At 74.5% G+C, this 18,713-nt stretch carries 16 protein-coding genes and 1 pseudogene; 14 read left to right on the top strand and 3 right to left on the bottom strand.

The features are described from left to right. The first annotated feature begins 13 nt into the window (after positions 1–13). From ACY1JF_RS30165 to ACY1JF_RS30150, 4 genes are all read left to right on the top strand, one after another. Entirely contained in the window at positions 14–1,717 is a 1,704-nt protein-coding gene (locus tag ACY1JF_RS30165) for a M48 family metallopeptidase (RefSeq protein WP_462708446.1), read from the top strand. Next, positions 1,714–2,859, top strand: a complete 1,146-nt coding sequence (locus tag ACY1JF_RS30160) for a hypothetical protein (RefSeq protein ID WP_462708445.1) — start codon at positions 1,714–1,716, stop codon at positions 2,857–2,859. The genes ACY1JF_RS30165 and ACY1JF_RS30160 overlap by 4 nt, the downstream gene beginning before the upstream one ends. Positions 2,860–3,700: 841 nt before the next feature. Next, positions 3,701–4,753, top strand: coding sequence for a LacI family DNA-binding transcriptional regulator (locus tag ACY1JF_RS30155; protein ID WP_462708444.1), 1,053 nt, complete (start codon positions 3,701–3,703; stop codon positions 4,751–4,753). Positions 4,754–5,003: 250 nt separating this feature from the next. After that, entirely contained in the window at positions 5,004–5,534 is a 531-nt protein-coding gene (locus tag ACY1JF_RS30150) for a DUF3291 domain-containing protein (protein ID WP_462708443.1), read from the top strand. Between the two features lie 300 nt (positions 5,535–5,834). Here ACY1JF_RS30150 and ACY1JF_RS30145 read toward each other — a convergent pair whose 3' ends face one another. The 3 genes from ACY1JF_RS30145 to ACY1JF_RS30135 form a co-directional block, all read right to left on the bottom strand. Next, positions 5,835–6,440: a DUF4232 domain-containing protein gene (locus ACY1JF_RS30145; protein ID WP_462708442.1), complete on the bottom strand. Its 606-nt coding sequence runs from the start codon at positions 6,438–6,440 to the stop codon at positions 5,835–5,837. Between the two features lie 533 nt (positions 6,441–6,973). Next, a complete protein-coding gene (locus ACY1JF_RS30140) occupies positions 6,974–7,660 on the bottom strand; it encodes a helix-turn-helix domain-containing protein (RefSeq protein ID WP_462708441.1) in 687 nt (228 codons plus the stop codon). Positions 7,661–7,980: 320 nt separating this feature from the next. Then, positions 7,981–9,123 (bottom strand): YihY/virulence factor BrkB family protein, encoded by a 1,143-nt coding sequence (locus ACY1JF_RS30135; protein WP_462708440.1) that lies wholly within the window; start codon positions 9,121–9,123, stop codon positions 7,981–7,983. A gap of 285 nt (positions 9,124–9,408) precedes the next feature. Between ACY1JF_RS30135 and ACY1JF_RS30130 the strand changes: the two genes are divergently transcribed. The 10 genes and pseudogenes from ACY1JF_RS30130 to ACY1JF_RS30085 all read left to right on the top strand — a co-directional run. Continuing rightward, positions 9,409–11,052, top strand: a complete 1,644-nt coding sequence (locus tag ACY1JF_RS30130) for an acyl-CoA dehydrogenase family protein (RefSeq protein ID WP_462708439.1) — start codon at positions 9,409–9,411, stop codon at positions 11,050–11,052. A 319-nt stretch (positions 11,053–11,371) separates the two neighbouring features. Further along, positions 11,372–12,661 (top strand): sigma-54-dependent transcriptional regulator family protein, encoded by a 1,290-nt coding sequence (locus ACY1JF_RS30125; protein ID WP_462708438.1) that lies wholly within the window; start codon positions 11,372–11,374, stop codon positions 12,659–12,661. A 458-nt stretch (positions 12,662–13,119) separates the two neighbouring features. After that, positions 13,120–14,424 (top strand): hypothetical protein, encoded by a 1,305-nt coding sequence (locus tag ACY1JF_RS30120; RefSeq protein ID WP_462708437.1) that lies wholly within the window; start codon positions 13,120–13,122, stop codon positions 14,422–14,424. A gap of 43 nt (positions 14,425–14,467) precedes the next feature. Next, entirely contained in the window at positions 14,468–15,040 is a 573-nt protein-coding gene (locus ACY1JF_RS30115; RefSeq protein WP_462708436.1) for a GNAT family N-acetyltransferase, read from the top strand. A gap of 127 nt (positions 15,041–15,167) precedes the next feature. After that, a complete protein-coding gene (locus ACY1JF_RS30110) occupies positions 15,168–15,251 on the top strand; it encodes a putative leader peptide (protein ID WP_310887545.1) in 84 nt (27 codons plus the stop codon). A 179-nt stretch (positions 15,252–15,430) separates the two neighbouring features. Continuing rightward, complete coding sequence (locus ACY1JF_RS30105; RefSeq protein WP_462708435.1) at positions 15,431–17,128, top strand: nitrite/sulfite reductase; 1,698 nt, start codon at positions 15,431–15,433, stop codon at positions 17,126–17,128. After that, on the top strand, positions 17,125–17,304 hold the full coding sequence (locus tag ACY1JF_RS30100; protein ID WP_462708434.1) for a hypothetical protein: 180 nt from the start codon (positions 17,125–17,127) through the stop codon (positions 17,302–17,304). The genes ACY1JF_RS30105 and ACY1JF_RS30100 overlap by 4 nt, the downstream gene beginning before the upstream one ends. Beyond that, positions 17,301–18,011, top strand: coding sequence for a phosphoadenylyl-sulfate reductase (locus tag ACY1JF_RS30095; protein WP_462708433.1), 711 nt, complete (start codon positions 17,301–17,303; stop codon positions 18,009–18,011). The genes ACY1JF_RS30100 and ACY1JF_RS30095 overlap by 4 nt, the downstream gene beginning before the upstream one ends. A gap of 23 nt (positions 18,012–18,034) precedes the next feature. Further along, entirely contained in the window at positions 18,035–18,571 is a 537-nt protein-coding gene (cysC, locus tag ACY1JF_RS30090; protein ID WP_462708432.1) for an adenylyl-sulfate kinase, read from the top strand. Continuing rightward, positions 18,568–18,713 (top strand): annotated as a pseudogene (locus ACY1JF_RS30085) (sulfate adenylyltransferase subunit CysD); the annotation flags it as partial. The gene cysC and the pseudogene ACY1JF_RS30085, both read left to right, overlap by 4 nt.

Below are 18,713 nucleotides of genomic sequence, written 5' to 3'. Positions count from 1 at the left end.
GGGACCCTGCCCAATGGGCGCGACCTCGCGCGCGCTGCGCGCTCTCCTGCTGCTCGTCGGCTTCCACCTGCTCGGCGTGCTGCTGCTGGCCGCCCTCGCGGGCGCCGACTTCCTGCTGTACCTGTACGCCCCGTCGGGTGTCGCGGCCAAGCTGTACCTCGTCTCCGTGCTGCTGGCGATACCGCTGATCCGCGGCATGGTCATGCTGCGCACGCCGAAGGCCGAGGAGATGCCCGGCCTGCCCGTCACGGAGGCCGACGAACCCGCGCTGTGGCACACCGTGCGGGAACTGGCCGGCCAGGTCGGCACCCGCGCGCCGTCCCGCATCCTGCTGACACCCGACGTCAACGCCGCCGTCTCCGAGGACACCCGCCTGCTCGGCCTGCTGCCCGGCCCGCGCCGCCTGTACCTCGGCGTACCGCTCCTCCAGGGGCTGACGGAGGCCCAGCTCAGGTCGGTCCTCGCGCACGAACTGGGCCACTACTCCAACGCCGACACCCGGCTCGCCGCCCTCACCGTGCGCGGCCGGGCCCAGATCCTGCGCACCATCGGGCACTTCGAGGAGCGCGCCGGGAAGACCGCGGCGCGCGAACAGGCCCGGCAGGAGAAGAAGAACGCCAAGGCCGCGGCCAAGGGCAAGGAGACCGGCGAGGTCGACACCCGGCACGCGGGCGTCACCTACCGCGCGATGGCCCGGATCTACACCGCCTACGCCAAGCTGTACATGCGCGCCACGCTGACCGGTGCCCGTGCCCAGGAGTACGCCGCCGACGCCGCGGCCGCCCGCATCGCCGGCCAGGCCGCCACCGCCTCGGCCCTGCGGGAGATCCCGGTGCTGGACGCCGCGTTCGACTACTACACGCACCGCTACCTCACCCTGGGCCGGGATGCCGGGCTGCTGCCGCCGCGCGGTGAGGTGTTCGGCGGCTTCGGACGGATGCTGAGCGCCCGCCAGCTCGAACTGGCGGGCCTGCGCTCCGATCTGCCCACGGCTCCGGTCTCGCCGTACGACTCGCATCCGCCGATCGCCGACCGCGTCCAGCGCATCGAGGCGCTGCCCGCCGACGACCGTACCGACGAGGGCGGGGGCGCCGCCCTCGGTCTGCTGTCCGACCCCTGGCGCACGCTGACGGCCCTGGAGGAGGCGGTGCTGACGGAGGAGGTACGGCGTTTTCGGCGTACGGCCGACTGGCCGGAGCTGCTCAACGGCTCGATGACCGACCGGCTCGCGGGCCTCGACACCCCCCTCCACCGGGCCCTGGCCGCGTACACGGGGGCGCGTCCTACCCTGCCCGCGCTGCTCGGCCTGATCGACGACGGCGGGCTGTGGCAGCTGGCGCGGCGGCTGCCGCTGTCCGAGGAGGCGACGGCCGCGACGGGACGGGTCTTCCGGGAGTTCGCGCGGCCGGCCCTGTCCGAGTCCCTGTACTCCATGGCGCTGGCCGAGTTCAGCGCACGCGCCCGGCTGCGGTGGGAGTTCTCCTGGGAGCGGCCGGCGACCCCCCGGCTGCTGCCCGCGCCGGACGGATCCGCGCCGTCGTCCACTGCGGCCCTGACCGACCTGACCGACCTGCCCGACCTGCCCGACCTGCCCGACCTGATCGGCCCCGCCGTGGCCGCCGCCGTCGCCGACCGCCCGGACACCGGTCCGCTGCGCGCCCTGCTCTCCTCCGCTCCGACCGACCCCGCGAACCGAGAAACGGACAGCCCCCGATGACCGTAGTGCTGTGGATCCTGGCGATCCTGGCCGTTCCCACGCTGATCTTCTTCGGGTGGCTGGCCTGGGTGTTCCTCAAGGAGTTCTTCTCCGCCAGCTCCGAGGAGGACACCACCGCCGCCGACACCGCCGAGGCCGCCGAGGCCGCCGAGGCCGCCGAGGCCGCCGAGAAGCTCGGCCTGCTGCCCGCCGAACGGCAGAACACGAGGAACGCCGGTCCGCTGCCTGCGGGCTGGGAGGCGGCGATGGGCCGCGTGGCCGACGGCGACTGGCAGGCGGCGGCCGAGCTGCTGGGCGGCATCGGCCGGGACTGGGACCGGCGGTCGATGGCCGTCTCGTTCCTGGGCGGACTGGCCGTGGAGGACGACGCCTGGCTGCTCTCCTGGGAGTCCGCCCGCCCCGACGACCCGGACGCCGCCGTGGTCCGGGCCGCCAGCACGGTCTCCGTCGCCGGGCAGCTCCGCGGCGCCAAGCGCGCCGAGTACACGACCGAGGAGCAGTTCGCCGGCTTCCACCGGATGCTGCACCGCTCCCGTGAAGAGATCGCCCGGGCGGCGGCCCTCAACCCCGACGACCCCACGCCGTACATCACGGAGATCACGGTGGCGCTCGGCCTGGGCTACCCGCACTCGGAGATGGACAAGCTGTGGGCGGAGATCACCGCCCGCGCCCCGTACCACTACGAGGGGCACTGGCGAGCGCTCCAGTACTGGTGCGCGAAGTGGCGCGGCTCCGAGGAACTGGCCATGGAGTTCGCCGAGCGGGCCGCGGCGAAGGCGCCGCTGGGCAGCCTGCTGACCGTGCTCCCGCTGATCGCCCGCTTCGAGCACGACGACTCCGACGACACCGAGGGCGACCGTACGCCCGAGATGGTGGCACGGGTGGACGCGGGTCTGGCCGACGCCGCCGCGGCCGACCCCGACCATCCCCGGCTGCCCGAACTGCGCCACCTGCTGGCCTACTACCTCTCGCTCCAGGACCGGGACGAGATGGCCATCGAGCAGTTCCGGCTCGTCGACGGCCATGTCAACGCGCTGCCCTGGCGCTACCGGGGCAGCGGGGAACGCATGACGGCGTACTACTGCGCGATCCGTGACTCGTCGGCACAGGCGGTCGTCGCAGGCGCCGGCACCACGGCCTGACCGGGCGGGCACCGGGCGCCGGGGACCGGAGACTGGGCACGGGGGACCGGGCGCCGAGGACCAGGGACCGGGGACCGGGGGCCGGGGGCCGAGGACCGGGCGCCAGGGACCAGGGGCCGGGGGCCGGGCGCCGAGGACCAGGGACCGGGGGCCGAGGACCGGGCGCCAGGGACCAGGGACCAGGGGCCGGGGGCCGGGCGCCGAGGACCAGGGACCGGGGGCCGAGGACCGGGCGCCAGGGACCAGGGACCAGGGGCCGGGGGCCGGGCGCCGAGGACCAGGGACCGGGGCCGGGTGGGAACTTCGGTTTCGAGGGTGGGGTGCCACGAGGTGTCCACGGGGCCGGCATCTGGCGGAGACGCCGCGGAGGGAGCGGGCAGGGCACAAACGGATGACAGTGTCGCCCCGAGTGCCACCTATCCGCTCGTCTGAGCGCCCCGAGGGCAGCTGAAGCGCTTCTGTCATCCGTTTGTGCGTGGACCACTCCTTCCCGGTTCCCTGGACCGACCCAACCCGACCCGAACCGGCCGGGCCCGCGCGGTCCGCAGGCCTGGCGGAACGCAGGGGCGATGAACGCAGGGGCGATCAAGGTCAAGGTGACGGCTGGAGCGGGTGCGCCGCCATGGCGGCGGGTGGCCGGCGGCAGCACCGCGGCCCTGGCGGTGCCCGTCGTCGCGGTGACCGCGCCGTACCGGGCGCACCGCCGACCACGGTATCGGCACGCCCGGCGCATCCGGGGTCTTCCCGCCGGGGTCGGGCCGATCTACATTGGGGGCGTTTAGGAAGCGCTTTCTACAGCCTGCCGCGGCCTCACGGCCCCGGTCTCGGAGGTGGCTGCCCCATGGTCCGTACGGCACGTGCGAGCACCGCGGCCGGGCCGACACTGGCGGTGGTGGCCCGCGAGGCGGGGGTGTCGGTGCCGACCGCTTCCAAGGTGGTCAACGGCCGGGAGGACGTGGCGCCGGAGACGCGGCGGCGGGTGTCGGAGGCGCTGGACCGGCTGGGCTACGTACGCCGGCCCCGGTTCGACCCGACGGTGCGGACGCCCCGGATGATCGACCTGGTGGTGCAGTCGCCGGCGGACTCGGGTGCGGGCGCGGTGCTGCACGGGGTGGAGGAGGCGGCGTACGACGCGGGCCTGGAGGTGGTGGTCTCGGCGGGGCTGGAGCGGCGCCGGGGCGGGACCGTGGAACGCGGCGGCTGGCTGGACAAACTGAGGGCGCGGGGGTCGGCCGGGGTGCTGTTCGACCTGGCGGAGCTGACCGGGCCGCAGTACGCGTGGCTGGAGCGGCACCGGGTGCCGTTCGTGCTGATCGACCCGGTGGCCGAGCCGCCGTCGGGGGTGGTGTCGGTGGGCGCGGCGAACTGGCGGGGCGGGGTGACCGCGACCGAGCACCTGCTGGGGCTCGGGCACGAGCGGATCGCGGTGATCGCCGGGGAGCGGGGTACGGCGGCCAGCGGGACGCGGGTGGCCGGATACCGGTCGGCGCTGGCCGCGGCGGGGGTGCGGCACCGGACCGAGTACGTGCGGCACGCGGGGTTCGACCGGGGCGGCGCGCGTCGGCGGATGCGGGAGCTGCTGGAGCTGCCGGTGCCGCCGACGGCCGTGTTCGTCTGCTCGGACGCGATGGCGCTCGGGGTGTACGAGGCGCTGGCCGAGCGGGGGCTGCGCGTGCCGGACGACATGAGCGTGGTCGGTTTCGACGACTTGCCGGAGGCACGCTGGGCCACGCCCGCCCTGACCACCGTCCGCCGCCCGCTGGCGGAGATGGCGGCGACCGCGCTGCGGCTGCTGCTGCGCCTGATGGACGGCGCCCGCCTGGAGAGCACCCGTACCGAGCTGTCGACGCGGCTGGTGGAACGGGCCAGTACGGGCGTGCCGGGAGGGCGCTGACGGCGCCCCGGTCCGTCCGGAGCGCCGGCCGGCGTACGCGGCGGCGCCGAACGGGGCGCCCGCGCGGGCGCCGAGGCCACTCGGACAGGGAAAGCGCAACGTCGACATCGCCCGCACCGGCAGCTACCTTCACCTGGTCCTCGGCGATCGCCCACGGCCGCACGGGAGCTCCCTCGGGCCGGGCCGCCCGCGACGGGACGCGCCGGCCGCGCCGCACGGCTCCTCGCCACCTCCGACCAGGGAGAGACGCATGCCCCATCTCGCGCTCTACACGTTCGGCGTCCTGAAGTCACCTCTCACCGACCCCGCACCTCTCACGCGCGAGTTCCACGACCTCGGTGAGGCCGTCTACCGGAAGACCGGTCAGCGCCCCGGGTACCTGGCGCGTGCCGAAGCGGCAGACGGTGACCGGGGCGTGCTCTTCGGGGCGGAGTGGGGTGCGTGGGGGGAGTTCGCCGTACCGGCCTGGTACGACAAGGGCCGTACGGTGGAGACCACCGCCCTGGCCACGACCCTCTCGCTCTGGACCGGCCTGCGCCCCGCCTTCGACGCCGTCTGCACCGGCCCGCACCGTGAGGCGCTGAACAGGCGCCACGACTGGTTCGAGAGGACCGGGCACCCGAACCACGTGTCCTGGTGGGTCACCGACGGCGAGACTCCCACCTGGCAGGACGGGGTCTCCAGGCTGGAACACCTCCACGGCCACGGCTGCGCGCCGCACACCTTCACCTTCCACCGTCCGTTCGCCCCGGACGGAACGGCGACCGGCCTTTGGCGTTGAGGACGTCAGCGGCGTTCCCGTCCGGCCGCGGTGCGTCGAAGGCGGGGAGCCGACCGGACTCGTCTGCGCGCGGAAGCCGGCCCGCCGCCGTCACCGGCCCGAGCCGGCCGCCGACCCCGGTCGCCGGGGAGCGGTGCCTGGTACGCCGGTGAGGCGCGGCGGGACGCGGAGCGCGGAAAGCGCGGGTTAGCTGTCATCGCCGTCCCGGGCGGGGACGATCCGCTGGGGGTGCCGGGTGCCCCGGCGGCGCGGCGGGGACGGGCCGGCGGGCGGGGGCGGGCGTCGCCGCCGGGCCCTCGCTCACTTGCCGGTGCCCACCGGGTCCACCCGCAGCGTCGACGCCGAGCTGTCGGAGGCGGCGAGGTTGACGCTGACGGGGACCGACAGGGAGTGGGTCTCGTCGGGCGGGGTGACGATCAGGGTGTCGAAGGTGACTCCGCTGCCGCCGGAGGTGTTCGGCGTGTAGTGGAGGGTGAAGCGGGTCTCGTCGCCGGGGGCGACGGTGACCAATGGGGCGTCCAGGTCGGTGCGGACGGCGCTGACGGAGCCGTCGTCGTTCTTCAGGTCGACACCGGGGAAGCCCTTGAGGGTGCAGGTGGTGTCCGACGTGTTCTTCAGGTGGACGACGATGTCGCCCTCACCCATGCCGTGGTTCTGGTCGGCGGTGAGCTGGTCGGAGGAGCAGGCGCCGGTGCTCCCGGCGGAGGCGGTGGAGGCGGTGGAGGCAGCGGTGGTGGCGGCGGGCGTACCGGCGGTCTTGTCGCCCTCGGCGGACGAGGTCGCAGGCGCCGAGGACCCGGGCGCCGAGTCCGCCGTCGCCGTCGCCGTGTCGTCGCTCTGGCAGGCGGTGAGAAAGAGGCCGGCGGCCACGGCGGCGGTCAGGAGGGGGAGGTGCTTGACGTGCATGTCGCTCCTTGGATCGGTGCGCTCACGTTCGCGTGTGAGCCTTTCCGCCCCGTAGGACGACCGGCGTCACCCAGCCCGTTGCGCTCCCGCCCGCACATGTACATGGCTGTTACACAGGAACTGTCCCGTCACCGCGTCCGCCCGGTCCCTTCACGACCGGCCGTTCCCGCGCTGCCCGCACCGGCCGCGCAACCGCACGGCTCCGGGGCCCTCTGCCGCCGCCTCGGGCTCCCCTTCCCGAGGGCGTCGAGGAGCGGCCGCATCCCGAGGCCGGGCCGCCGGGCGGCATCCGGCCGCCGCTCGGCACCGAGGAGACCGCCGGCTGCCTGTGTCCCGGATTCCGGCCGCCGGCCGGTGGGGGCCGGGCCTCGCCGGCCCCGCGGTGCGAGACGGCGCGGAAGGCGGATGCCCTGTACGAGGAGCCGGTCGGGGCCGGGTGCCGCGGTGAGCTGAAGCCGTGGGGCGCGGTCCGGGGGCGGCGGTACGCCGTCGGGCGTGATCCGGACGGCAACGGCGTGGACCGGTGCGCCGCGCTACCCGGTGCCGCCGCCCAGGAGCGCCGTCGGCGGCAGGCCCGTCAGTTCCCGTACGTCCCGGGTGAGGTGGGCCTGGTCGGCGTAGCCGGTCCGGGCGGCCGTCTCCGCGAGGCGGACGCCGGTGCGGGCCAGGTCGAGGGCGCGGCGCAGGCGCAGGACGCGGGCCAGGGTCTTGGGACCGTAACCGAAGGCCGCCAGTGAGCGGCGGTGCAACTGGCGGGCGCCGATGCCGAGCACGTCGGCGGTACGGGCCACCGGGCGGCCCGCGTCCAGGGCCGCCACGAGCCGGATCAGGAGCGGGTCGGGCGGGCCCGTGTCCGCCGCCCGGGACAGCGCCGCCTCCTCCAGGCCGCGCGCCGGGTCCGCCGCCGCGTTGACCCGGTCGGTGAGGCGGCGGGACGCGGCGGCCGGCCAGAGGTCCGCGAGCGGCACGCGCCGGTCGCGCAGTACGGGGGCGGGTACGCCCAGGAGGGCCGGCGCGGTGCCCGGGTAGAAGCGGACGCCTGCCCACCGGTCGCCGGCGGCCCCGGGGGTGTGGGCGCGGGTGTCGGGGCCGGCGACCAGCAGCCGGCCGTCGTGCCAGAGCAGGTCCATGCAGCCGTCGGGCAGCACGCGTCCGGTGCCGTCCGGGGTGCTGGTCCACACCACCGCGCCGGGCAGTCGGGACGGCCGTTCGGTGTACACGGGTGCCAGGCTACGTCGCTGCGCCGCCCCCGCGCGCGGTGGTCCCGGGGGCTGGCGCCGCGGGCCGTGCGGAGGCGGCGGACGGGGCGCACGGGCTGCCGTGCCCCACTCGGCGGGCGACCGCGCCGTCAGGAGCGTCGGTGCCGTCGGGATCGTCGGTGCCGCGCCACCGGTCGGCGGCCAGGGCGAGGCACCGTCCGGCGGCGTACGGCTCCTGGGGCGGGAGCCGCGGGACGCGCGCGCGGGAGGCGGCGCGGCGGGCGCCTGGCAGGGGCGGACCGGAGCCGGAGGAGGGCGGGGACCGGGTGTCTTGGAGGGGATCAGTCCTCGCCGCTGCGCGGCCCCTGCCCCTCCTCCCCCCGCGGCGTCGACTTCGCGTGGGCGCGCAGGCGGGAGGTGACGTCCTCCGGGGGCAGGAAGCGGGACCAGCGTTCGGGGAACTCGGAGGGCATGTCGGGGTCGGCCTCGCCCTGCGCGGCGGTGCGGGCGACGTACTCGGCGACCTGCGCCTGGCGGACCCGCTCGTTGGCCTCGCGGGCGGCGGCGGTGGCGGCGGCCGGCCAGACCCGGTCGATGGCCGCGTTGACCGCCGCCCCGACCAGTACCGCGAACGCGGACACGCCGATCCACAGCAGCACGGCGACCGGCGCGGCGAGCGAACCGTAGATGGTGGGGCCCTCGACGGTGCTGGTGAGGTAGATCCGCAGCAGGAAGCTGCCGCACACCCACATGGCGAGGGCGACCAGCGCGCCGGGGACGTCCTCGATCCAGGGCGAGCGCACCGGCACCGACACGTGGTAGAGCGTGGTCAGGAAGGCGACCGACAGGACCAGGACGACCGGCCAGTACAGCACCTGCACGACCGTCGTCGACCACGGCACGATCCGCACCACCGCGTCCGGGCCCGCCACCATCAGCGGCAGCGCGACCGAGCCGATCAGCAGCGCCACGATGAACAGGCCGAAGGCGAGCAGCCGGGTCTTGACGATGCCCCGGACGCCGTCGAGGCCGTACATCACGGTGATGGTGTCGATGAAGACGTTCACCGCTCGGGAGCCCGACCAGAGCGCCAGCAGGAAGCCGAGGGAGATGACGTCGGGCCGGCCGCCCTTCATCACGTCCTCCAGGATCGGCTCGGTGATCTCCTTGACACCCCGTTCGGAGAGGACCGCGCGGGAGGCGTCCAGGATGTTGGCGCGCAGGCTGTCGGTGGTGTCCGCGCCGATCCACAGGTCCACGTAGCCGAGCAGGCCGACGAGGCTGAGCAGCAGGGGCGGCACCGACAGCAGGGTGAAGAACGCCGCCTCGGCGGCCAGTCCCAGGATGCGGTACTCCATGCAGGAGTTGACGGTGTCCTTGAGGAGCAGCCAGGCGGTCTTGCGCTTGGAGACGTTCCGGTAGAGGGCACGGGCGCGATGGAGCCGTCCGGACGGCCGCTCGGGAGGTTCGCTTGCTGGCTGCACGACCTAAAGGTATCCGCCGCGACCGGCGCCGCTCATCCCGCGGTGGCTCGCCGCACGGCGGACGCGCACCGGAACCGCCTGGCATGTCCGCGTTGACCGAAAAACATCGGTCCCGGCACGCTCCTGGAGCCGCCCCTCCCGGCACGGTCCCGGAGCCGCCCCTCCCGGCACCCGATCCAGCGCCCGGCCCGGCGCCGGATCGGCCTTCCCCCCGGCGCCGGACCGGCGTCCGATCCGGTCACGGGAACGCGGTGCGAGTGCCGGTCCCCGGGTAGGTTCCACTCCATGACAGGCAGCACCCACACCGTGACGAACCAGGTCCCGCCGCTGGTCGGGTACGACGTCTTCGCCGCCGACCGGGCCCTCACGGCGGCGGTCGACCGGCACCTGGCGCCGGACCTCGCCGAACAGGCTCGGGCGGAGCTGTCCGGCCTGGGCCGCAGCTGCGGGTCGGCGCAGGCGCGGGAGTGGGGGGAGCAGGCCGACGCGAACCCTCCCGTACTGCGCACCCACGACCGGTACGGGAACCGGCTCGACGAGGTCGACTTCCACCCGTCCTGGCACCGGCTCCTCGGCAAGGGCGTCGCGGCGGGGCTGACCGCCGCTTGGTCCCGGCCGGGCGGCCACGTCCGACGGGCCGCCGCTTTCCTGATGTGGACGCAGGTCGAGGCGGGCAACGGGTGCCCGCTGTCGATGACGCACGCGGCGGTGCCCGCGCTGCGCGCCGACCCCGCGCTCGCCGCCGAGTGGGAGCCTCGGCTGACCTCCACGATCTACGACCGGGAGCTGCGGCCCGCGCACCAGAAGGCCGGCGTGCTGTTCGGGATGGGGATGACGGAGAAGCAGGGCGGCAGCGACGTGCGGGCGAACACGACCGTCGCGCGGCCACTGGCCGAGGAGGGCGCGTACGAGCTGACGGGACACAAGTGGTTCTGCTCGGCGCCGATGTCGGACGGCTTCCTGGTCCTCGCCCAGGCCCCGGCGGGACCGACCTGCTTCCTGGTGCCGCGGGTACTGGCGGACGGCACCCGCAACGTGTTCCTGCTCCAGCGGCTGAAGGACAAGCTGGGCAACCGGTCCAACGCCTCCGCGGAGGTCGAGTTCGCCGGGACCTGGGCACGCCGGGTCGGCGAGGAGGGCCGCGGGGTGCGCGTCATCATCGGCATGGTGGCGGCGACCCGGCTGGACTGCGTACTGGGCTCGGCCGGGCTGATGCGGCAGGCGGTGGCGCAGGCCGTGCACCACGCCACGTACCGGGAGGCGTTCGGCGCGAAGCTGGTCGACCAGCCGCTGATGCGCAACGTCCTGGCCGACCTCGCCGTCGAGTCGGAGGCGGCGACCACGCTGGGGCTGCGGCTGGCCGCGGCGTACGACGCCGCGGCCGGCGGTGACGAACGGGAGCGGGCGCTGCTGCGGCTGGCGGTGCCGGCCGCCAAGTACTGGGTGACCAAGCGCTGCGCGCCGGTGACGGTCGAGGCCGCCGAGTGCCTGGGCGGCAACGGGTACGTCGAGGAGTCCGGGATGCCCCGGCTGGTGCGGGAGTCGCCGCTGAACTCGATCTGGGAGGGCGCGGGCAACGTCCAGGCGCTGGACGTGCTGCGGGCACTGCAGCGGGAGCCCGCGGCGCTGGACGCGTACCTGACCGAGGTGGGCCGGGCGCGCGGCGCCGATCACCGGCTGGACGCGGCGATCCGGGACCTGCTGGCCGGACTGGCGGATCTGGCGCACGCCGAGGCGCGGGCGCGACGGCTGGCGGAACGGCTGGCGCTGGTGCTCCAGGGGGCGCTGCTGGTCCGTCACGCGCCCCCGGAGGTCGCCGACGCGTTCTGCGCCGCGCGGCTGGGCGGCGACGGGGGCGCCGCCTTCGGCACCCTGCCCGCCACCCTCGATCTGGCGTCCATCGTGGAGCGGGCGCGTCCGGTGGCTTGATCCGGACGGTGGCACGAGGGGGCACGAGGGGACACGGGGGCTGCACCGCAGTGGTACAGGGGTGGTACGGGGGGTGGTGCTGCGCCGACACGGCACCACCCCCCGCGCACCGGCCCGTTTCAGGCGGGTGCGCGTCGCTCGGGGCGACGCGGGTCAAGTCTGGGGCACCGCGCGGCGCTCCACCAGGGTTGCAAGGGGGTTGCAACCTCGCCGCCCGCTGTGCGCGGACTGTGTCCGCGACACCGGGGCAAGCGGTCAGAATGAGACGCACAGGCCGGACGACGCGCGAGCCCGTCCCCCGGAAGGAGGCCACAGGGCGGTGACGCTCTCGCCGATGGACGTGACGCAGGTGGCGGCCGTGGACGCGGCGCACGCGGCACGGACGCCGGACGCGGTCCGGCCCGCCCGGCCCGCCGACGAGCGGCCCCCGGTGGCTCCGCGGCCGGTGACCGAGCGGTCCTGGGAGCTGATGCCGCACAGCGGTACCGGCACCGACCACGACTCCCACGCCGGTCCGCTCCCGCGGGAGGAGGTGGAACGGCGGCGGGAGGCGTCGGCGCTGCGGCACGTGCTGCCGGTGCTGCGCGAAGGACTCCTGTCCGCCGTGGACGGCGCCCACCACATCATGGCGGTCGCGGACGACGAGGGCCGGGTGCTGTGGCGGGAGGGCGGCCCGCAGGCGCTGCGCGCGGCCGACGGGCCCGGGTTCGGACTCGGCGCGGACTGGCGGGAGGACGTGGCCGGGACCAGCGGCATCGGCGCCCCGGCGGTGGTCCGGCGGCCCGTCCAGGTCTTCGCCGCCGAACGCTTCGTCCGCCCGCACCCCGCCTGGACCTGCGTCGGGGCGCCCCTCACCGACCCGCGCGACGGGCGGCTGCTCGGGGTGGTCGTCGTCAGCGGGCCGCTGACCGCGCATCCGGCCGCCCTCGCCTGGGTCGGCGCGGTGGCCGAACTCGCCGAGGCCCGGCTGCGCGACCTGCACGTACGGTCGCTGGAGCGGCTGCGCGCGGTGGCGGCGCCGGTGCTCGCCCGGACCGACGGGCGGGCCCTGGTGGTGGACCAGGACGGGTGGACCGCCGCGGTGACCGGGATGCCGTACACCGAGCGGATCACCCTGCCCGGGTCTGTGTCGGCGGGGGTGCTGCCGCTGCCGTCGCTCGGGGCGTGCGCGGTGGAGCCGCTGGCCGACGGCTGGCTGGTGCGGGCCGCCGAGGAGCCGGGGCCGCGGGGGGCCACCCGGATCGTGCTGGACCTCCGTCAGCAGCGGCGCTGGTCGGTGCGGGTACGAAGCGTCACGGGCCCCTGGATCCACGACCTGAGCCCCCGGCACGCCGAGCTGCTCTACCTGCTCGCCGTCCACCGGTCCGGACGCAGCGCCGCGGGCCTGGCCCAGGACGTGTTCGGCGACCCGGCCCGCACGGTCACCGTACGGGCCGAGCTGTCCCGTGTCCGGCGCTACCTCGGAGGCCTGCTGGCCCACCGGCCGTATCGTTTCTCCGAGGGCGCGGAGGTGGAGGTCCTGCTCCCGGACGACCCCCGTGAGCTGCTGCCCCACTCGACGGCCCCGGCGGTGACGGAGCACCGCCGCCGACCGGCGCCGACGGGCTGACGGGTACGGTGCGGACACTCCCGCGGACCGCCACGGCGGAGCGGCGGAGGCGACGGGGCCACCGGAGCGTGGAGACGACGGAGGCGTGGAGGCGACGGAGACGCGTCCGCATCAGCGGCACGACCCGCGCGGGCCCGTACACACTCCCGTTCGACATCAGCCGCGGCGGACCACGGACCGGACCGACCCGGACCACGCCGACCGGACGAGCCCACACACAACACACGACACACCGCACGCCCCACACCGGCGACCGGCGACCGGCGACCGGCGACCGGCGACCGGCGACCGGCGACCGGCGACCGGCGGGCAAGTGTGACCCAACTGGTGGGCCACGAGGGCGCGAGTGGGGTTTCTTCCACTCTTTTACGGGACCCGCGTCCACGGAAGACCCCGTCTGCCGTAGAGTCAACGATCGACTCATCGGGCGTAGTTGGTCCGCTGCCTGTGGAGGTTTCATGACGCATCGCGGCAGACACCGCCGGCGCAGGCGGAGCAGAGCACTGCGCGCGACCCTGACCGGAGCCGCCCTGGCGCTGACGGCCGCCGCCACGATGATCAGCGCCTCGCAGGCCGAGGTCGCCGACGGCCCCGGCGGTCTGAAACGGCTCACGGCGTCCGCCGACACCACCCGGCTCGGGCTGACCGAGCGCCAGGTGCCCCGCCGCTGGCTCGGCCGGCTGTCCGCGTCGATGGGCTCCCCCGTGGACGTCCGCACCGTCCTGGCCTCCGCCGACCGCACCCTGCGCCCCACGGACGACTGCACGGACGCCGAACGCGAGTCCCTGCCGATAGTCCCCGCGGCCACCCGCGCCTACTGCTGGGACGGTGCCGACACCAGCGGCTGGTCCCCGGGCGCGGTGACCACCTCGGCCGACGCGGACGACGGCCGCTGGGGCGCCGACCAGGTGATCCTGTCGGCGTGGTCCCGTGCCGAGACGGCCACCGGGCGGCGGATGACCCGGGTCTCCTTCGTCGACGCCGACGGCACCGGCCGGCCGAGGTACACCTCGGTCCTGCTGGTCCTCCCGGTCGACGGCGGCCGGGACTACCGGCCGCTGGCCTCGCCCGTCTCCGGCATGGTCTGGTACCGGGACAAGCTGCTGGTCACCGCCGGCGCCGGGGACCGCAACGCGCTCTACGCCTACGACCTGGACCGCATCCAGCGGACCACCGCCGACACCGGCGCCGTGGGCCGGGTGACCGGCGGCTGGTCGGCCGGCGGCCACCGCTACGTACTGCCCGCCGTCGCCTCCTACGAAGCGGACGACAGCCCCGGCGCGGGCCGCCCCGACGTCCTGTCCCTGGACCGGGGCACCACACCCGACAGCCTCGTCGCGGGCGAGTCCGTGCCCATGGACGACGACCGCCCCTCCCGGCTGTGGCGCTACCCCCTCAGCACCGACCCCGGCCGCGCCGGCCTGCCCGCCACCGACCCCACCGGCCGGGCCGGGGCGCGCGAGGTGTACGAGACCCGGGCCCGCGGCATCCGCGGCGTGCTGTCCTACCGCCAGACCGGCACGGGCCGCACCGAGTGGTACCTGGGCGGCACCGCCGGCAGCCCGGACGGGCGCGGCACGCTGTGGCGGACGGACGTGGAGGGTGCCCGCGCCACCGAGTGCGGTGCCGACCGCTCGCGCCTGTGCTGGAGCGGCGAGCCGGGCTCGCTGTCCTACTCGCCCCGCACCGGCGAGGTGTGGTCGCAGTCCGGCCGGACCCTGTTCGCCCTGCCCCTGGACGCGGTCGACGGCGCGCTGGGGTAGCCGCCGTCGACAGCCGCCCCCGCCGGATGATTTTCTGACCGGCATGACCACCATCCCCGTGACCACCTGGTCCCTGGAGCAGACGGCGCCGTCCGACCTGCTGCCCTCCGACGCCCCGGAGGGGGACGTCCGCGTCGTCCGCGCCGAGGTGCCCTCCCCCGAGTTCAGCCGCTTCCTCTACACGGCGGTCGGCGGTGACGTGCGCTGGACCGACCGGCTGGAATGGACGTACGCGCGCTGGCGGGAGCACCTGGCCCGGCCGGGCGTGGAGACCTGGGTCGCCTACGAGAGCGGCACACCCGCCGGGTACGCGGAACTGGTCGCCGGGGGCGACGGCACGGTGGAGATCGAGTACTTCGGGCTGATCCCGGCGTTCCGGGGCCGCCGCATCGGCGGATTCCTGCTGTCGTACGCCACCGCCCGTGCCTGGGACCTCGCCGCGCGTCGGCCGCAGGTGCCGCCGACCAAGCGGGTGTGGCTGCACACCTGCAGCAAGGACGGCGGGCACGCCATGGACAACTACCAGCGGCGGGGCTTCCGGCTGTTCGACACCAAGGTCGAGGAGGAGACCGACGTGCCCTCCCCCGGGCCGTGGCCCGGCGCTTTCCCCTCCTGACCTGCGCCGAAACGGCCAGAACCGGCCCATGTGACCAACGACACCTTCGTCTCGCTCTGCGAGACAATGGTGTCCACATCCCGGATGAAGCTGGACTGTGTCCAGAACGCCGTGCCACGCTTCCGTCATGCCTGGAACTGGAATTGCCTTGGTGAGTCGACGCCACGTCGACCTCGGCCGCATGTCCAGCGCCATCTGTCCGGCGCGCTGAGAGCCACTCCGGCAGCACCGGTCTCTCCCCCCGCCTGAATTCCCCGCGCGGCGTCGCGCCCGTGTGCCCGTACGCCCGCCGCGCAGGTCAGCGCCACCCTCCCGCCAACCGACCACCACCCCTCAACGACGGCGCTCCGCGCCGCCCCCATCCACCGCTGTCTGAAGGACGTGTCCACGATGGCCGCCACCCCGTCCGAGCCTGCCGCCACGACTCCCCGCCGCAAGGTGAGCCGTCACCGCGGTGAGGGTCAGTGGGCCGCGGGTCACTTCACCCCGCTCAACGGCAACGAACAGTTCAAGAAGGACGACGACGGTCTCAACGTCCGGACACGGATTGAGACGGTCTACTCCAAGCGGGGCTTCGACTCGATCGACCCCAACGACCTGCGCGGCCGGATGCGCTGGTGGGGGCTGTACACCCAGCGCCGCCCCGGCATCGACGGCGGCAAGACGGCCGTCCTGGAGCCGGAGGAGCTGGACGACGAGTACTTCATGCTGCGCGTCCGCATCGACGGCGGTGCGCTCACGACTCGGCAGCTCCGCGTGATCGGCGAGATCTCGCAGGAGTTCGCCCGCGGCACGGCCGACATCACCGACCGGCAGAACGTCCAGTACCACTGGATCCGGATCGAGGACGTGCCGGCGATATGGGAGCGGCTGGAGGGCGTCGGCCTGTCCACGGTCACCGCGTGCGGCGACACGCCCCGCGTGATGATCGGCTCCCCCGTCGCGGGCATCGCCGAGGACGAGATCATCGACGGGACGCCGGCCCTGGAGGAGATGAAGCGCCGGGTCCTGGGCAACCCGGCGTACTCGAACCTTCCCCGGAAGTTCAAGACCGCGATCTCCGGCTCGCCGGTGCTGGACGTGGTGCACGAGATCAACGACGTGGCGTTCGTCGGCGTCCGCCACCCCGAGCACGGCCCGGGCTTCGACCTGTGGGTCGGCGGCGGTCTGTCCACCAACCCCAAGCTGGGCGTGCGGCTGAACGCCTGGGTGCCGATCGAGGACGTGCCCGACGTCTACGAGGGCGTCATCTCGATCTTCCGCGACTACGGCTACCGGCGGCTGCGCAACCGCGCCCGGCTGAAGTTCCTGGTCGCCGACTGGGGCCCGGAGAAGTTCCGGCAGGTGCTGGAGGACGAGTACCTGAAGCGGAAGCTGACCGACGGCCCCGCGCCGGACGAGCCGGTGGCCCGCTGGCGCGACCACATCGGGGTGCACCGGCAGAAGGACGGCCGCTACTACGTCGGCTTCGCGCCGCGCGTCGGCCGGGTCGACGGCACCACCCTGACCAAGATCGCGGACGTGGCGGAGGCGCACGGCTCGGGCCGGGTGCGCACCACCGTCGAGCAGAAGATGATCATCCTCGACGTCGAGCAGGACCGGGTCGAGTCGCTGGTCGAGTCCCTGGAGGCCCTGGACCTCACCGCCCGGCCGTCCACCTTCCGGCGCGGCACCATGGCCTGCACCGGCATCGAGTTCTGCAAGCTGGCCATCGTCGAGACCAAGGCCCGCGGCTCCCAGCTCATCGACGAACTGGAGCGCCGCCTGCCGGAGTTCGACGAGCCGCTCACCATCAACCTCAACGGCTGTCCCAACGCCTGCGCCCGTATCCAGGTGGCGGACATCGGTCTCAAGGGGCAGCTCGTCGTCAACGACGCGGGCGAGCAGGTCGAGGGCTACCAGGTCCACCTGGGCGGCGCCCTCGGTCTGGAGCCCGGCTTCGGCCGCAAGGTGCGCGGCCTGAAGGTCACCTCGGACGAGCTGCCCGACTACATCGAGCGCGTGCTGAAGCGCTACCAGGCCGAGCGGGAGGACGGCGAGCGGTTCGCCACCTGGGCGGCGCGTGCCTCCGAGGAGGCCCTGAAATGAGCGAGCGCGCCGCTCCCTTCTACTGCCCTTACTGCGGTGACGAGGATCTTCGTCCCGGTGAAGAGGGCCACGGCGCCTGGGAGTGCGCGGCGTGCAACCGCGCATTCCAGCTGAGGTTCCGCGGGCTGCTGGCCCGCGGGCTTCGGCCCGACCCCTCGGGAGGGGAAGCGATATGACGGCGACACAGGAAGAGCGTACGACCGAGGACCTCAAGGCGCTCGCCGAGCGCGCGGGCCGCGACCTGGAGGACTCCTCCGCGCTGGAGATCCTCCAGTGGGCCGCGGACACGTTCGGCAAGCGGTTCTGTGTGACCTCCTCCATGGAGGACGCGGTGGTCGCCCACCTCGCCTCCCGCGCGATGCCCGGCGTCGACGTGGTGTTCCTCGACACCGGCTACCACTTCCCCGAGACGATCGGGACCCGGGACGCGGTGGAGGCGGTGATGGACGTCAACGTCATCACCCTCACGCCCCGGCAGACCGTCGCCGAGCAGGACGCCGAGTACGGGCCGAAGCTGCACGACCGCGACCCCGACCTGTGCTGCGCCCTGCGCAAGGTCAAGCCGCTGGAAGAGGGCCTGGCGAACTACGTGGCCTGGGCGACGGGGCTGCGCCGCGACGAGTCCCCGACCCGGGCGAACACCCCGGTCGTCGGCTGGGACGAGAAGCGGCGGAAGGTCAAGGTCTCCCCCATCGCCCGCTGGACCCAGGACGACGTGGACGCCTACGTCGCGGAGCACGGCGTCCTCACCAACCCCCTGCTGATGGACGGCTACGCCTCCGTCGGCTGCGCCCCCTGCACCCGCCGGGTGCTGGCGGGCGAGGACGCGCGCGCCGGCCGCTGGGCGGGCCGCGCGAAGACCGAGTGCGGGCTGCACGGATGACCACGATCATGGAGGAGTCCCCAGTGACGACCGGAGCCACCGTCTGGCTCACGGGTCTGCCGAGCGCCGGCAAGACCACCATCGCCCACGAACTGGCCGGCCGGCTGCGCGCCGAGGGCCACGGCGTCGAGGTGCTCGACGGCGACGAGATCCGCGAGTTCATCTCGGCGGGCCTCGGCTTCAGCCGCGAGGACCGGCACACCAACGTGCAGCGCATCGGCTTCGTCGCCGAACTGCTCGCCCGCAACGGCGTCCTGGCCCTCGTCCCGGTCATCGCCCCGTACGCGGACAGCCGCGACGCGGTCCGCAAGCGCCACGAGGCGAGCGGGACCCCGTACATCGAGGTGCACGTGGCGACCCCGGTCGAGGTGTGCAGCGAGCGGGACGTGAAGGGCCTGTACGCCAAGCAGGCCGCGGGTGAGCTGACCGGGCTGACCGGGGTCGACGACCCGTACGAGGAGCCCGTCGCTCCCGATCTGCGCATCGAGTCGCAGGACCAGACCGTGCAGGAGTCCGCGGCGGCGGTGCACGCCCTGCTCAGCGAAAGGGGACTGGCATGACGACGACCGTCGAGACCACCGAGGAGGGCACGGGCAGCCCGTACGCCCTCTCGCACCTGGACGCGCTGGAGTCCGAGGCGGTGCACATCTTCCGCGAGGTCGCGGGCGAGTTCGAACGGCCGGTGATCCTCTTCTCCGGCGG

This window comes from Streptomyces sp. SYSU D01066-1 (assembly GCF_054956795.1).
This window is presented reverse-complemented; position numbering and strand designations above follow the sequence as displayed.

Coding starts and splice junctions, on each gene's coding strand:
- ACY1JF_RS30160 (WP_462708445.1), top strand. CDS start 1,714: ATGACCGTAGTGCTGTGGATCCTGGCGATCCTGGCCGTTCCCACGCTG.
- ACY1JF_RS30115 (WP_462708436.1), top strand. CDS start 14,468: ATGACCACCATCCCCGTGACCACCTGGTCCCTGGAGCAGACGGCGCCG.
- ACY1JF_RS30130 (WP_462708439.1), top strand. CDS start 9,409: ATGACAGGCAGCACCCACACCGTGACGAACCAGGTCCCGCCGCTGGTC.
- ACY1JF_RS30105 (WP_462708435.1), top strand. CDS start 15,431: ATGGCCGCCACCCCGTCCGAGCCTGCCGCCACGACTCCCCGCCGCAAG.
- ACY1JF_RS30165 (WP_462708446.1), top strand. CDS start 14: ATGGGCGCGACCTCGCGCGCGCTGCGCGCTCTCCTGCTGCTCGTCGGC.
- ACY1JF_RS30145 (WP_462708442.1), bottom strand. CDS start 6,440: ATGCACGTCAAGCACCTCCCCCTCCTGACCGCCGCCGTGGCCGCCGGC.
- ACY1JF_RS30150 (WP_462708443.1), top strand. CDS start 5,004: ATGCCCCATCTCGCGCTCTACACGTTCGGCGTCCTGAAGTCACCTCTC.
- ACY1JF_RS30120 (WP_462708437.1), top strand. CDS start 13,120: ATGACGCATCGCGGCAGACACCGCCGGCGCAGGCGGAGCAGAGCACTG.
- ACY1JF_RS30155 (WP_462708444.1), top strand. CDS start 3,701: ATGGTCCGTACGGCACGTGCGAGCACCGCGGCCGGGCCGACACTGGCG.
- ACY1JF_RS30100 (WP_462708434.1), top strand. CDS start 17,125: ATGAGCGAGCGCGCCGCTCCCTTCTACTGCCCTTACTGCGGTGACGAG.
- ACY1JF_RS30095 (WP_462708433.1), top strand. CDS start 17,301: ATGACGGCGACACAGGAAGAGCGTACGACCGAGGACCTCAAGGCGCTC.
- ACY1JF_RS30110 (WP_310887545.1), top strand. CDS start 15,168: ATGCCTGGAACTGGAATTGCCTTGGTGAGTCGACGCCACGTCGACCTC.